This window comes from Synechocystis sp. PCC 7509, from assembly GCF_000332075.2.
In the GTDB taxonomy this organism is placed as follows: Bacteria; Cyanobacteriota; Cyanobacteriia; order Cyanobacteriales; family Chroococcidiopsidaceae; genus Aliterella.
Genome location: NZ_ALVU02000001.1, coordinates 841,738 through 855,610, shown reverse-complemented (window position 1 = coordinate 855,610; position 13,873 = coordinate 841,738). Strand labels below are relative to the sequence as shown.

Here is a 13,873-nt window from a genome sequence, read left to right as displayed (position 1 = left end):
TATGAACTGGCAAGAAGTTTGTGCAGATACAGCATTGCAAAATATCCCTTATAAAATTGAGCTTAATCGTTGGGGACAAATTGTAATGAGTCCAGCGAAAAACAAGCATTCAATTTATCAAGGTTTAATTCAGTCTTTAATTCAATCACTGGTTAAAGAAGGTTTAACTTATCCAGCGTGTCCAATTCAAACGGAAGATAATGTAAAAGTAGCTGATGTGATATGGATTTCTAAAAAGCGATATCAACAAATCAAAAATGATGATGTTTGTTCAATTGCGCCAGAAATTTGCATTGAAATAAAATCATCTAGCAATACATTGGAAGAAATGAAGTTTAAAAAAGAGCTTTATTTTAAAGCTGGTGCGACAGAATTTTGGTTATGTAACGAAAAGGGGGAAATGAGTTTTTATAGTAAAGATGGACAGATGATAAATTCAGTGATTGTGCCAAATTTTCCTAACTCCATCCAAATCTAAGTTTTTTGGCTACTAACAAGTTCTCTAGAAGTATGACGCTGCTTTGCTACCAACCACTTACCGCCGGAAGGCGCTAAGGTAATCCCGCGACGTACAGGTTTTACTGTTTGATTTCCAGAAATCGCCAAACTATAGCGGGACATTACCGTTGCCAGCACCAATTTCATTTCGTATAAGGCGAATGCCATGCCAATACAGAGCCGATTGCTACCACCAAAGGGGATGTATTCTGACTTAGAAAATTGCCGCTCTAAAAAGCGCTCTGGCTTAAATTGGTTGGGTTCTGGGTAAAGGTCTAGGCGGTGGTGAGTTAAGTAAATGCAGGGAGTAAGCACAGTTTCAGGTTCAAACTCTTGCCCCATAATATTGATGGGAGCATTAGCAATGCGGAAAAATGCCAGCATAGCGATCGGGTAAATTCGCAGCGTCTCTTGACAAACGGCATTTAGATAGGGAAGTTTGGCAATTGCATTAAAATCTAAATTTCCTACTGTAGCCAAATCATCCAATAGTTTACTTTTGACTTCTGGTAAATGGTGAATCCAGTACAACGCCCAAGTTAAAGCTGAAGCTGTAGTTTCGTGACCTGCAACCAGTAAAGTTAGCAACTCGTCGCGTAATTCTACATCGCTCATTGGTTCGCCGTTTTCGTCAATAGCTGACATTAGCAAACTCAGAATATCTACCCTCGACGAATCGGGGTGTTGACGGCGATCGCATATCTCAGCATAAATAATCTCATCTATTTGCGCTCTTTGGCGAACAAAACGCCCCCAAGGACTCCACGCACCCAAATCTTGCTGTAAGGCTTTAAAGAAAACTAAGCTAGAACTTAGTGGCGAAGAAGTCATATCAAGGAGTGAGGTTAAAAGCCGCTTAAGTTTCTCTGTGCGATCGCCTTCTTGCAAGCCAAACACTGTTTGTAAAATAACTGATAGAGAAATTTCCTGCATAGCCGATCGCACAGAGAAAGGTTTGTCAATTTGCCAAGTGCTAATTACTTGTTCGGTAATATTGCAAATCATCTCGCCGTAAGACTTCATGCGATCGCCATGAAAGGGCGGTGTAAGTAGCTTTCTTTGCCTTTGGTGGCTGCGCCCATCGAGTAATAGCAAAGATTTATCGCCTACCCAAGGCTGTAAAACAGAATTTGCTCTACCAGAGTCAAATTGCCCTAAATTGCTTGTAAAAATCTGCTCAATGGCTTGAGGATTGCTAAAAAACACCATCGGTTTAAAGTTAGCCAACCGGACTGTAAAACAGTCGCCGTAACGCTGGCTGCAATTATCCATAAATTCTAAAGGGTTACTAATCCATTGCAGCATTTGGATAAAAGGCAAAGTTTTAGGGCCATCAGGTAATTTCATAAAACGCTAATTAAGATGATTTTTAACTTTTTATTGCCGTAATCTGTCTGAGGTGGATTTAGGGTAAAGGAACTTCGCTGTAAGCTTGCGGAAGCGGCTTGTTGTTTGTTAGGCGATTTCTATGGGTTTGGATTTAGATATATATATTATCGATCTATTTGTGATTGGTTTTTTGCTACTTTTCGTGACTTTAGGATCGGGCTGGATTGCTAAATTACCGCTTTCTTTTGCCTTAATTTATCTAGTTGTCGGTATTACTCTTGGCCCTTATGGATTTAATATTGTTCAATTGCGACCAGATGCTAACTTTCTGGAGAGATTAACAGAATTTGTTGTTCTGGTATCTTTATATAGTTGCGGATTGAAAATGAATCGGCAGCTAAACTTTTGGGCTTGGCGTTCAACGGTGCGGCTAATTGGCTTTTTGATGCCTATTACCATTTTTGCGATCGCAGCAGTTGCCCATTGGGGTTTAAAAATGGAATGGGGAATTGCGATATTACTAGGGGCAATTCTTGCGCCTACAGACCCCGTACTAGCTTCAGAAGTTCAGCTAGCCGATACCGATGACAAAGATGAATTGCGTTTTGGCTTAACTTCCGAAGGTGGCTTAAACGATGCTTTAGCTTTCCCCTTTGTCTATTTTGGGATTCATTGGCTAGAAAAAGGTAATAACTGGCAAGACTGGTTTAAAGAATGGGTGGCGGTAGACCTAATCTGGGCAGTAGTTGCGGGTATAGGAATGGGAATTATTGTTGCTAAATCCGTCGTTTGGCTACAACAAAAGCTAGAAAAGTATACACCTGTAGATGATTTGATGGCAGATTTTATTGCGATCGCCACAATTTTGCTTACTTATTCTCTAACAGAAGTTGTCTACGGCTACGGATTTCTAGCGGTTTTTGTCGCGGCTATAGCAGCACAAAGGCAATATACAGACGAAGAAAAACATCATTCTCAACTTGAATTTACAGAACGAATTGAGAAATTGATGGAAGTAGCGACAATTTTAATTTTAGGTTCGCTGTTGCGCGTCCAAGCAATTTGGCAATATTTAAGCGTTGGTTTGTTAATTGGCGGCTTGTTGCTATTTGTAATTCGCCCGGTGGGGGCTTGGATTAGTACCATCGGCGGTCATTACAAACCCATTACTCGCTTGTTATTTGGCTGGTTTGGGGTGCGCGGGGTCGGTTCTATTTATTACTTATGTTATGCGTTTGGGCATGGCTTGAAAGGGTCTTTGGGCGAACAAGTTGCCTGGATTACCTACATTACTATTGTGCTGTCGGTCATTTTGCACGGTATTAGCACAACGCCACTGATGAATCGTTACGAGAAATTGATAACTAGCCGCCGTAGAAAGTTTGGTCAATCTGCGCCAGAAGTTGAGGAAGCTTAAAATCAAAAAACCCCTCTCTATACCAGAGAGGGGTTTTTTATGTCAAAACTCAGTGAATTACTGCCAAACAAATACTTTGGCTTCGTATGCGCCTAAGTCTGTCATTAAACCTTCTTCGCCAGATTCTAAATCGTAGTCCTTTGTCCATTCGTGCCATCTTCCGGCGGGACAACCAGAAACTTGATAGCCAGCTAAGAAGTTTTCCGAGAAATTGGCAACTACAACCACGCGCGAACCTTCATCATTCCAACGGGTGTAAGCTAAAACTTTTGCTTCGGGGTTTTCGTGGAAAAATTCGATATTTTCTGTATAAAGAGCGTGATTGCTTTTACGCAGATTGATTAAGCCTTTGTAGGATTCAAACAAACCGCGATTTAAGTCATTACCTAATAAAGTCCAATCAATTTTGGCAGAATCTGGGGTTTTAGGTTTGTATTCGCCAAATTCTTCACCCATCCAAATGAGAGGGACACCAACGGCGGTTAACAGAATAGCTGCGCCTAATTTGACACGAGTAAAAGCTGCTTCGTCAAAGATTTCGCGATCGCCTAATTCCACCATGACATGATTATGATCGTGATTTGTTAGGTAATTTACAACATTCGTAGCGCCCATAAACCCTTGACGTTTGCAATCAATTACATCTTTCAAGCGTTCAAGATCGAAGGTATCGCCGCAGATATGCTCTAAAATGCAGTGATAAAAACTATCGTGCCAGCAACCATCCATCGGCCCATCTACATTAGTAATACTGGCAGTTTCGGGAATATGTTCGGCAACGGTATAAAAGGGCTTCATGCTGGCTGTATCTTTGGCTTCTTTGACAATCCAGTGCATGAAGTCGTAATTGGCAATTTGCCGCGCAGCATCAAAACGGATGCCATCGGTATGATATTCACTTACCCAAAAACGCACGTTATCGCCGATAAACTTACGTGCGGGGTAGGTTTCTAGTTTTTCGTCGTAAAACTCATAGTTAAATTCTGGACCCCAGTTGTTGTCAGGATCGCGGGGGGCGTGATGATACCAATAATCGTGATCGATTTGAGTTAAGGGCGCTTCGGCTTCGGAGTGGTTGTAAATACCATCCATAATTACCCGCATCCCTCTACCATGACATTCATCTACTAATTGTTTTAATCCTTCGGTAGGGCCATAACTTGACTCTGTAGCAAAGAAGTGGCGAGGATTGTAGCCCCAACTATGGTCGCCGGGGTATTCTTTTACAGGCATAACTTCGATCGCATTTACACCCAATTCGCACAGATAATCTAATTTTTCGACTACGTGTTTATATTTACCCCGTGCAAAGGGGTCATCTTCTCCCCCCGAAAAGTCGCCTACGTGCAACTCGTATATAACTAATTCGCTATCGGCGGGTAAGGGTTTATCGTCGTGTTTCCATACATAAGTATCAACGATTTTTTCCCCGTCTTTAATCCGGGCGATCGCATTTTGACTAGCGTTATCAATATCTACCGCGTAAGGATCTACAACTTCTACCCATTGATCCGGTTCAAAAAACCACGACTTAGATTGAACGCGAAATTTATACTGATAAACTCCGTCTTCTAGTTCTACTAGAGTACGAAAGTAACCATCTTCGCCTTTTTTCATTGGTACATCTTTCCAATCAGAAAATTCGCCAACTAATGCAGCGCCTTTTATATATGGTGCAAATAAATTAAATTCTATGGGAGTTGCCATATAAGTAAGTCAAGTATAAAAACACAACATTCATATTTTCTCAGCGTGTCCTCTATTCTGTAATCGTTCTAGGGAGATAACTTAGGTTAATGGTTGCGGATCTTAGCTAACTAGCTATAAAAGCTAATTAAAGTAAAATTTGGCGAATAAAGGCTAAAAATCAGCTTAATTGCTGAGATGAGCGATCGCCTGACGAATCCAATCTTCCGCATTAGCATTTTTTGCCAACCCCACTTGTTGACTCACCGCTTGCAAAGCCTTAGAAACTTCACTAGGGGTATAACCTAAAGCTAGTAAGGTCATCTGCACATCTTCTAAAATGGTAGGACTTGGGCCATCGGTAGGGGCAACTAAGCCCGGAATATCTGTCCAATCTGCCAGTTTTTTCCGCAATTCTAAGCAAATCCGCTCGGCAGTTTTCCCCCCCACGCCAGGAGTTTGAATTAATAACTGCGTATTGCTAGTAACGATCGCCTGAATTAGATCGGGTAAAGGTAAAGTATCAAGTAGTGCGATCGCATTTGCAGATCCAATCCCGGTAACGCTAATCAATTGTCTAAATAAATCTCGTTCTGCTAAAGTGCTAAATCCATAGAGTAAAGGCTGTTCTTCTCTAATTTGCAAATGCGTAAAAATCTGTACCGTTTCGCCAATTGGCGGTAATTGTTGCACCAATCGGGCGGGAATTAGCAAGTCGTAGCCGCAAAAATTTACTTCTAATGTCAAAGTAATGCGATTAGTAGTAGTTTTAGAAATGCCTGCAACAATGCCTTTAAGATAGCTAATCATTCAATAAAACCAAAATGATTTAAGCCTTCAAGAATACCACCCGCGCAAAAAGCTTGAGCTAAATAATGATAGTCCGCACCGTTTTCGTTATGCCATTGCAATAGTTCAGATTTGGCATTGCCAACAATAATACCGCGTTCTTCTGTTTGGGAAAATAGCGAAATATCATTACCCGAATCTCCACAAACAACCGTTTGCTGTGCTTCTATATCCCATAGAGAGCGCAGATATTGCACAGCTAAACCTTTATCGCCATGACGGGGCAAAATATCTAAATCTACACCAGCACTGTAAATTAACTTGGTATCCAAGCCTTGCTGTTGCAAATATAATTTTAGTTGTGGTAAAACTTCTTGGGCGGAGTCTTCGGTTAGCAAAAAGCTAACTTTGTAAGGGCGCTGTTCGGAATCTGGTTGCATGACTAAATCGGCAAAATGAGCCGTAGTTGCCAAAATATGCTCTCGATTCCATCCTGGCGATAGTTTATCTGACCAGCCATTATCAGCAGTATCGCTACCTTTGAAATAAATTTCTGTACCAACGGAAGCAACTAAAGCATCTGGTTCTATAAGTTGCTGTTGGCTTTGGAGTTCGGCAAATAGGATTGGCGATCGCCCAGTGGCATAAACTATTTTTGTACCGTGTTCTTCTCGATGCTGTTGTAGCTTCTCATTAAGCACAGCCAAAGCGCGACGTTCTCCCACAAGGGTATGATCTAAATCGGTTACAAATAAAAATGATTTCATGATGACTCGTTATAGCTAACAATTTTTAAGGTTAGCAAAAGCAATAGATTTCGCCATGACTTACGACAATATCTGCAAATATCTCGCTGAAGAATACCCAGAAAATTTTGCCCGTTGGCTACTTCCCAACCAAGCAACAGAAGTTGAGGTACTAAAAACTGAATTAAGCCTAGAACCAATCCGCGCGGATTCGGTGACATTAGTGCAAAGTTCCAACCAAATCTTACATCTAGAGTTTCAAACTCTACCCGTATTAGAACCGCCATTACCTTTACGAATGCTCGATTATTGGTTGCGACTATATCGGCAATATCGATGTCCCATCGAGCAAGTTATTATTTTTCTCAAATCCACAACTTCCCAAGCAGCATTTATTAACGAATTTACCGCCGCTAACACTTGGCATCGTTACCGAGTAATTCGCCTGTGGGAGCAAGATCCCGCCCCTTTTCTCGCCGATAATGCTTTGCTACCCCTAGCAACTCTTACAAGGGCAGAAACGCCTAGAACTTTACTAGAGCAAGTAGCCGCGCAAGTCGCTAGGATTGAATCAGCACAGCAGAGGCAAAATTTAGCCGCTAGTGTAGAAATATTAGCGGGTTTGAGATTCGAGCAAAATTTAATTAATCAATTATTTAGAGAGGACATCATGAAGGAATCCGTTATTTATCAACAAATCCTCCAAGAAGGAGTTAGACAAGGACAACAATTAGGAGAATCAACTTTAGTTATCCGTCAATTAGAACGCCGTTTTGGCAGCATTGACGCTACCACTTTAGAACAAATTCGCAGCTTAACAAGCGATCGCCTAGAACAATTAGCTGTAGCGTTACTAGATTTTGTGGCAATTACAGATGTAACTACTTGGCTGCAAAGTGAAAATTAATACCTACCGCGATCGCGTTGCAAGTCAAAAATTACCTTCTCCACACACCAATCTATCGTTCTATCAGGATTCCTAGCCTTTGCTGAGGCGATTAGTCTATTTGCCGTATTGCGATCGCCATTTAGTAGCTGTAAGAGTTTTATTTGCAGATGTTTAGAAGGCTGTTGCTTGCTACCTCGATCTGTAAATTGCCATCGCTGCTTGGTTGGATCTTTACCCTGATACAGAAGATATAACCCATACAAGATTGCAATTGAAATTAGTAGCTTGAGAATTAAAAGGGTCATCAGGTAATACAGACTAAGGGAGTCGAGTAAGTATCTCTGTATTTAAGATTCCCTAATTAGTTGTTTGAGTTACTCAGTAAATTCCGTATTGATCTAAAGATTTAATGAATTTTTCTAAAAAAAATAGCTTATTTTCCTGGATGCCGCAACTAAATCCTCAAGTTTGGATTTTGGCATTTGGGCGTTTTTTATCGGAAGTCGGGACGGGGTTTACTTTATTTTACGCTCCAATATTTTTTGTCAATCAGGTAGGATTATCGGCAACGGCGGTAGGGTTTGCTTTAGGTAGTGCATCTATATCTGGGGTTGTGGGGCGAATTTTGGGCGGTGCGTTTTCCGATTCGCAGGATTGGGGACGACGTAAGACTTTGCTGCTTTCAGCCGCCATTAGTGCGATCGCATCTCTAGTTTTGGCTAGTGCTAATAACTTCTCAATCTTAGTTATCGGTAACTTATTAGTGGGCTTAGGACAAGGCTTGTATTGGCCCGCCAACGAATCAGTAGTAGCCGATTTAACCGCCCCTGAACAACGTCATGAAGCTTATGCCATTACCAGACTTGCAGATAATCTAGGGCTAGGTATGGGGGTTGTATTAGGTGGGGCATTAATTAGCGCTACGGGGGCTTATAGGACGCTATTTATAGTTGATGCTGTTTCTTTTGTGGTATTTTTTGGCGTGGTGTATTTTGCTATTAAAGAAACTTACAAACCTGTAGATGCTAAAGCAGCTATATCTCTAAAATCTAGCTGGCAAATAGCCCTAAGCGATCGCCGATTATTAATTTACGTTTTAGTCAATATTATTTTTACTACTTATATTTCTCAATTGCAAAGCACTTTACCACTTTATTTAAAAAACTTCGTGGCTTTAAACGCATCGGGAGCAGAATTTACCGAAGGCACTATTAGTGTAATTTTTGGTTGGCATTTGGCGATCGCTATATTTACTCAATTACCTGTAGTTCGTGGTTTAAAGCGCTTTACTCATCCCCAATCCTTGATTTTCTCAGCGGTAATGTGGGCGATTGGATTTATTTTAATGTGGGTGACAGGAGTTGCTACGGATTATCAATTATGGTGGGCAATTGGCGCATTAAGTGTATTTGCGATCGCTATTGTTTCTTATACCCCCTCAGCTTCAGCTTTAATTACCGAACTAGCGCCCAAATCCCAATTAGGCGTATACTTTTCCATCAGTTCTTTATGTTGGGCAGCAGGCTATTTTATTGGGCCGCCCTTAGGTGGCTGGGCTTTAGATCAAACTCCCGTATTTGCCGACAATTTTTGGCTAGGTTTAGCTTTAAGCGTAAGTATATTAATCTCAATTTTGTATTATTTAGAGCAAATGTTATCTCCTAAGCCTTAACTGCGACGAGACAAATATTTTATTGTCAAGCTGTATTACACAGACAAATTTAATAATTAAAAATAGCAATAATTAAGAAATTATGTAAATCTCTCCGTTTCGTGCAAACATTTCAATATTTTCAAGTAGGATCTGTTAACTCTAGTCCAGAGTGTTTTGTTGAATTAATGCTTTTTTAAAAAACTAGAAAAATGCTCGGTATTAGAGTTTTATCTAGGAATCAAAATAATAGGTTTGTGAGGAGTAATTTATGAATAGTAATTTGCTGAGTTGTTCGAGCAAATTAGCTCTACTGTGCTTGCTGTCTGGGTTTTTGTCATCCGTAGTAACCCCTGCTAAAGCTAGTAGTTTAGAGTTATTGTCAGAACAGATAGATGGCGATCGCCCAATTGACACCGCAAATAAGCCTAAAAACGAACCAATCGTTTTATCTCAGTCAATGGAGCAAGTAACATCAGTATCGCAATTATCTGATGTACAGCCGACAGATTGGGCATTTCAAGCACTGCAATCATTAGTCGAACGCTACGGGTGTATTGCCGGATATCCAGACGGTACTTACCGGGGTAATCGGGCGCTAACTCGTTACGAATTTGCGGCGGGCTTAAATGCCTGTTTAGACCGAGTAAATGAATTAATTGCTACCGCCACCAGCGACTTAGCCAAAAGAGAAGATTTAACGACTATTGAAAGACTGCAAACAGAATTTGCCAGCGAACTCGCTGCACTAAGGGGGCGTGTAGACTCTTTAGAAGCAAATACCGCCGAATTAGAAGCAAATCAGTTTTCTACTACCACCAAGTTAAGCGGAGAGGTGATTGTAGCCGCTATTGGTGCTACAGGTGGAGCAAATGACAGCGATCCGAATATTATTTTGGCTAATCGCACGCGAATAAATCTCACTAGCAGCTTTACAGGCAAAGACGCTTTAATTACAGGCTTACAAGCTTACAACCTGCTTGGAGGCGACAACAGTACAGGGGGTGCTTTAGGTTTAGCCGATGGGCTAGGATTGAGCAGTAGCAGCGCCAAACTTAGCTTTGAACCGCAGTTTCCTGGGGTGAATCCGCAAAACTTGTCGGCAATTGATGCTAATAGTTTTTCTTTGTACAAGCTGCTGTATGTTTTTCCCGTGGCTAGTAAAGTAACTTTGTTTGCGGGAACAGCAGCAGAGACAACAGATGCTTTTCCCGCCATTACTCCTTTTGCTGGTGAAGGACAAGAAGCAATTTCTCGATTTGCAGGCTACAACCCTGTAGTGCGCGTATCGGGGGGTTCTTCGGGTTCTGGTTTAGCTTCGGCGGGGGGCTTTATTTGGAATATCTCTGAAGCGATCAATTTGACGGCTTTGTATGGTAGCGTCAACGCCGCAATTCCGGGGAAAGCTCCTGATATACTTCCGGGAGTTTCGGGTACACCTTTGGGAGCAGGTTTATTTAGCGGTAGTACCGTAGCGGCGGCGCAGTTGACAATTAGACCTAGCAAAAGTATAGATATTGGGCTTAACTATGCCAACAGCTACCACGAAATCAACATTTTAGGCACGGGATTAGTAAATGCAGATATTGGAGCATTGGGCGGACTTGCCGCCGGGACACCAGTTAAACTTAATTCTGTAGGGGGAACTTTAACTTGGCGATTTGCTCCCAAGGTGGCTATTTCTGGGTATGGAGCAGCAATTTTTGTTGACGCGGCTTCGGGAGCGGTAGATGCTAGTTCTACTTTTACAAGTTGGATGGTAGGTTTGCATTTTCGAGATTTGTTTGCTGAAGGCAACAATGCGGGGTTGCTGTTTGGACAACCCCTATATCGCTCTAGTGCTAGTGGCGATGCAGTGACATCGCTACCAGGGCAAGAAAGAGCAACTCCTTACCATTTGGAGGGTTATTATCGCTTTAGAGTTAACGACCATATCAGCGTTACTCCAGGAGCTTTTGTATTGTTTAACCCAGAATCTAATAGCAATAATGAAACAACCGTAGTAGGTTTACTTCGGACTACGTTTACTTTTTAAAGTATGGGGGTGTACTCTTGCAAATACGCCCCTAAAAAGAGAAAATTAGCGCCTACGGGCTTGTAATTTGCGATAAACGTCTTTAATATCAACTTGATGATGAGCTAAAGCAACGAGAGTATGATACAGCAAGTCCGCAGCTTCTGAGGCGATCGCCTCTTTTTCGTCATCTTTACAAGCCATTACCAACTCAACGGTTTCCTCCCCCAGCTTTTTGAGGATTTTGTTATCGCCATCAGCAAATAATTGGCAAGTATAGGAATTATCGGTAGGATTGTCTCGGCGATCGCATATTACTTTAAATAATTCTGATAATGTATCTCCAGGAGGATCGACTTTTTGCCCGTCGGTGTCCCCGTAAAAACAACTGCGTTCCCCGGTATGACAGGCAATATCGCCAATTTGTTCTACTCCCACAAGTAAGGCATCGCGATCGCAATCGTAACGAAAACTTTTTACTTTTTGAATATGCCCAGAAGTTGCGCCTTTATGCCATAGTTCCCCGCGCGAACGACTCCAAAACCATGTTTCCCCACTATCTAGAGTTTTTTGCACTGATTCAACGTTCATCCATGCCAGCATTAAAACCGTGCCGTCTAAATAGTCCTGTACAATAGCTGGAATTAAACCGCGATCGTCATAACGCAGTTGAGCCAAAATAGTTTGAGGTGACATAGTTGCTGGTATTCCAGGCAATAACTTATTTGTTTACGATACCATTGGAACGAACGAGCGCCTATTTTCTATAAGTGAAGCGTCAGGCTATTTTTCTAACCAAAATTCATTTTTTTAGTTCCCACCGCAATACCGTAAGCCTTTGTATCGCTATAAACCGGAGAAATGTGAAATTTATATCTGGTAAATCGCGGTTCGAGATTACATAATTTTATTTTTATGCTTGGCGTAATTGATTACTATAAGAATTCTAAACCAGGCACGCAACTATTTACAGATACATTTTTAGGAGACAACTTTGGTTAATACCACCATCAAAACTACCAAATCCGAGGAAATCTTTGCCGCCGCTCAAAACTTAATGCCGGGAGGCGTAAATTCTCCAGTAAGAGCATTCAAATCCGTAGGCGGACAACCGATTGTTTTTGACCGCGTCAAGGGTGCAAATGTTTGGGATGTGGATGGCAATCAGTATATTGACTACGTGGGTAGCTGGGGCCCTGCTATTTGTGGTCACGCCCACCCAGAAGTAATCAGCGCCTTGCAAGCCGCCTTAGAAAAAGGTACTAGCTTTGGTGCGCCCTGCGTCCTCGAAAACGTCCTGGCAGAGATGGTAATTAATGCCGTTCCCAGCATTGAAATGGTACGTTTTGTAAATTCTGGCACGGAAGCTTGTATGGCAGTCCTGCGCTTGATGCGAGCCTTTACCGGGCGCGATAAAATTATCAAGTTTGAGGGTTGCTATCACGGTCACGCGGATATGTTTTTAGTCAAAGCTGGGTCAGGGGTGGCGACTTTGGGTTTACCCGATTCTCCCGGCGTACCTAAATCCACCACGGCGGATACTTTAACTGCGCCTTACAACGATCTGGAAGCCGTTAAAGCTTTATTTGCCGAACATCCAGACTTAATTGCTGGGGTAATTTTAGAACCAGTGGTAGGAAATGCGGGTTTTATCGCCCCCGATGCGGGATTTTTGGAAGGTTTACGCTTACTGACCAAAGAAAATGGCGCATTACTGGTATTTGATGAAGTAATGACAGGCTTTCGGATTGCTTACGGTGGCGCTCAAGAAAAGTTTGGGGTTACGCCAGATTTGACAACTTTGGGTAAAGTTATTGGCGGTGGGTTGCCTGTAGGAGCTTATGGCGGTCGTCGAGATATTATGTTGATGGTTGCACCGTCGGGACCTATGTATCAAGCGGGGACGCTTTCAGGGAATCCTTTGGCAATGACGGCGGGAATCAAAACTTTGGAACTATTGCAAAAGCCTGGTACTTATGAGTATCTAGACCGAATTACCAAAAAATTAGCCGATGGCTTATTGCAGATTGCTAAAGAAACTCGTCACGATGTTTGTGTCGGTCAAATTAGCGGGATGTTTGGTTTATTTTTCACCGCCGGGCCAGTGCATAACTATGAAGATGCGAAAAAGTCTGACCTCAGTAAGTTTAGCCGTTTCCATCGCGGAATGTTAGAGCGCGGTATTTATTTAGCCCCTTCCCAATTTGAAGCTGGGTTTAGTTCTGTCGCCCATACCGAGGCTGATATTGACCAGACTTTAGCCGCCGCACGGGAAGTTATGTCTAGTCTTTAGGATTTTGCCAATAGTCTTAGTTAGTTCTAACCCCCAATCTCTGCCCACTAAGGGTTAGAACTAATTTTAGTTTTGCTAGCAAGAGACTTTACCTATTTCCTGCTATAGTACAGTTGCACTATAGCGAGGCAGTATTAATCGGAGGGCAATAACGCCATAATTTGGTCAACAAATTCTTGATGGTCAACTACAGGCTTAGAAATATAGCCATCAGCACCACTAAGAGAGAGAAAACTATGGCGATCGCCTTCCATAGCATGAGCCGTGACCAAAATAACTGGCAAACAAGCCGTGGCGGGGTTGGCTTTTAACAGTTGGGTAATTTTAATCCCATCTACAGATTTACCCTGGTAAACACTGCGAGAAAGAGAAACATCCATCAAGATAATGTCTGCTAATTTATCCAAGGCAATTTGCATTACCTCCTCTACATTTTCAGTATGCTTAACATTTAAGCCTGCACGTTTGGTCAAAATTTTGGCAAAAACACGCGCGTTAATCGGATCATCTTCCACAATCAAAACAGTTTTCATACTTTATTGGGCGCAAGCAAGCTATCAA

13 protein-coding genes are annotated in these 13,873 nt (G+C 42.0%); 6 read left to right on the top strand and 7 right to left on the bottom strand.

The window, feature by feature from the left end; translation table 11 throughout:
- The first annotated feature begins 1 nt into the window (after position 1).
- Positions 2-478, top strand: a complete 477-nt coding sequence (locus SYN7509_RS0204380; protein WP_009632702.1) for a Uma2 family endonuclease — start codon at positions 2-4, stop codon at positions 476-478.
- On the opposite strand, the gene SYN7509_RS0204375 is transcribed toward SYN7509_RS0204380, so the two are convergent.
- Positions 475-1,845, bottom strand: a complete 1,371-nt coding sequence (locus SYN7509_RS0204375; protein ID WP_009632703.1) for a cytochrome P450 — start codon at positions 1,843-1,845, stop codon at positions 475-477. The genes SYN7509_RS0204380 and SYN7509_RS0204375 overlap by 4 nt on opposite strands.
- Before the next feature lie 121 nt (positions 1,846-1,966).
- Here SYN7509_RS0204375 and SYN7509_RS0204370 point away from each other — a divergent pair, with 121 nt between their 5' ends.
- Positions 1,967-3,244: a cation:proton antiporter gene (locus tag SYN7509_RS0204370; protein ID WP_009632704.1), complete on the top strand. Its 1,278-nt coding sequence runs from the start codon at positions 1,967-1,969 to the stop codon at positions 3,242-3,244.
- Between the two features lie 57 nt (positions 3,245-3,301).
- Here SYN7509_RS0204370 and SYN7509_RS0204365 read toward each other — a convergent pair whose 3' ends face one another.
- The 3 genes from SYN7509_RS0204365 to SYN7509_RS0204355 all read right to left on the bottom strand — a co-directional run bounded on the left by SYN7509_RS0204365 (position 3,302) and on the right by SYN7509_RS0204355 (position 6,486).
- On the bottom strand, positions 3,302-4,951 hold the full coding sequence (locus SYN7509_RS0204365) for an alpha-amylase family glycosyl hydrolase (protein WP_009632705.1): 1,650 nt from the start codon (positions 4,949-4,951) through the stop codon (positions 3,302-3,304).
- A 165-nt stretch (positions 4,952-5,116) separates the two neighbouring features.
- The gene (gene ruvA / locus SYN7509_RS0204360; protein ID WP_009632706.1) at positions 5,117-5,740 is read right to left on the bottom strand and encodes a Holliday junction branch migration protein RuvA; all 624 of its coding nucleotides are present in this window, start codon (positions 5,738-5,740) and stop codon (positions 5,117-5,119) included.
- Positions 5,737-6,486, bottom strand: a complete 750-nt coding sequence (locus tag SYN7509_RS0204355; RefSeq protein WP_009632707.1) for a sucrose-phosphate phosphatase — start codon at positions 6,484-6,486, stop codon at positions 5,737-5,739. The genes ruvA and SYN7509_RS0204355 overlap by 4 nt, the downstream gene beginning before the upstream one ends.
- A 55-nt stretch (positions 6,487-6,541) precedes the next feature.
- On the opposite strand from SYN7509_RS0204355, the gene SYN7509_RS0204350 reads away from it, so the two are divergent.
- A complete protein-coding gene (locus SYN7509_RS0204350) occupies positions 6,542-7,372 on the top strand; it encodes a DUF4351 domain-containing protein (RefSeq protein ID WP_009632708.1) in 831 nt (276 codons plus the stop codon).
- Here the strand turns inward: SYN7509_RS0204350 and SYN7509_RS25100 are convergent.
- Positions 7,369-7,659: a hypothetical protein gene (locus SYN7509_RS25100; RefSeq protein ID WP_009632709.1), complete on the bottom strand. Its 291-nt coding sequence runs from the start codon at positions 7,657-7,659 to the stop codon at positions 7,369-7,371. The genes SYN7509_RS0204350 and SYN7509_RS25100 overlap by 4 nt on opposite strands.
- A gap of 104 nt (positions 7,660-7,763) precedes the next feature.
- Between SYN7509_RS25100 and SYN7509_RS0204340 the strand changes: the two genes are divergently transcribed.
- Together SYN7509_RS0204340 and SYN7509_RS0204335 are read left to right on the top strand one after the other, a co-directional pair.
- Positions 7,764-9,026 (top strand): MFS transporter, encoded by a 1,263-nt coding sequence (locus tag SYN7509_RS0204340; RefSeq protein ID WP_009632710.1) that lies wholly within the window; start codon positions 7,764-7,766, stop codon positions 9,024-9,026.
- A gap of 250 nt (positions 9,027-9,276) precedes the next feature.
- The gene (locus SYN7509_RS0204335) at positions 9,277-11,040 is read left to right on the top strand and encodes an iron uptake porin (RefSeq protein ID WP_009632711.1); all 1,764 of its coding nucleotides are present in this window, start codon (positions 9,277-9,279) and stop codon (positions 11,038-11,040) included.
- A gap of 45 nt (positions 11,041-11,085) precedes the next feature.
- Here the strand turns inward: SYN7509_RS0204335 and hisIE are convergent, their stop codons facing one another.
- Entirely contained in the window at positions 11,086-11,715 is a 630-nt protein-coding gene (gene hisIE, locus SYN7509_RS0204330) for a bifunctional phosphoribosyl-AMP cyclohydrolase/phosphoribosyl-ATP diphosphatase HisIE (protein ID WP_009632712.1), read from the bottom strand.
- Between the two features lie 298 nt (positions 11,716-12,013).
- Here hisIE and hemL point away from each other — a divergent pair, with 298 nt between their 5' ends.
- Positions 12,014-13,312, top strand: coding sequence for a glutamate-1-semialdehyde 2,1-aminomutase (gene hemL / locus SYN7509_RS0204325; protein ID WP_009632713.1), 1,299 nt, complete (start codon positions 12,014-12,016; stop codon positions 13,310-13,312).
- Positions 13,313-13,446: 134 nt separating this feature from the next.
- Here the strand turns inward: hemL and SYN7509_RS0204320 are convergent, their stop codons facing one another.
- Positions 13,447-13,845, bottom strand: coding sequence for a response regulator (locus SYN7509_RS0204320; protein ID WP_009632714.1), 399 nt, complete (start codon positions 13,843-13,845; stop codon positions 13,447-13,449).
- Positions 13,846-13,873: the final 28 nt, after the last annotated feature.

Coding starts and splice junctions, on each gene's coding strand:
- SYN7509_RS0204370 (WP_009632704.1), top strand. CDS start 1,967: ATGGGTTTGGATTTAGATATATATATTATCGATCTATTTGTGATTGGT.
- SYN7509_RS0204365 (WP_009632705.1), bottom strand. CDS start 4,951: ATGGCAACTCCCATAGAATTTAATTTATTTGCACCATATATAAAAGGC.
- hisIE (WP_009632712.1), bottom strand. CDS start 11,715: ATGTCACCTCAAACTATTTTGGCTCAACTGCGTTATGACGATCGCGGT.
- SYN7509_RS0204340 (WP_009632710.1), top strand. CDS start 7,764: ATGAATTTTTCTAAAAAAAATAGCTTATTTTCCTGGATGCCGCAACTA.
- SYN7509_RS0204350 (WP_009632708.1), top strand. CDS start 6,542: ATGACTTACGACAATATCTGCAAATATCTCGCTGAAGAATACCCAGAA.
- SYN7509_RS0204380 (WP_009632702.1), top strand. CDS start 2: ATGAACTGGCAAGAAGTTTGTGCAGATACAGCATTGCAAAATATCCCT.
- SYN7509_RS0204320 (WP_009632714.1), bottom strand. CDS start 13,845: ATGAAAACTGTTTTGATTGTGGAAGATGATCCGATTAACGCGCGTGTT.
- SYN7509_RS25100 (WP_009632709.1), bottom strand. CDS start 7,659: ATGACCCTTTTAATTCTCAAGCTACTAATTTCAATTGCAATCTTGTAT.
- SYN7509_RS0204335 (WP_009632711.1), top strand. CDS start 9,277: ATGAATAGTAATTTGCTGAGTTGTTCGAGCAAATTAGCTCTACTGTGC.
- SYN7509_RS0204375 (WP_009632703.1), bottom strand. CDS start 1,845: ATGAAATTACCTGATGGCCCTAAAACTTTGCCTTTTATCCAAATGCTG.
- SYN7509_RS0204355 (WP_009632707.1), bottom strand. CDS start 6,486: ATGAAATCATTTTTATTTGTAACCGATTTAGATCATACCCTTGTGGGA.
- ruvA (WP_009632706.1), bottom strand. CDS start 5,740: ATGATTAGCTATCTTAAAGGCATTGTTGCAGGCATTTCTAAAACTACT.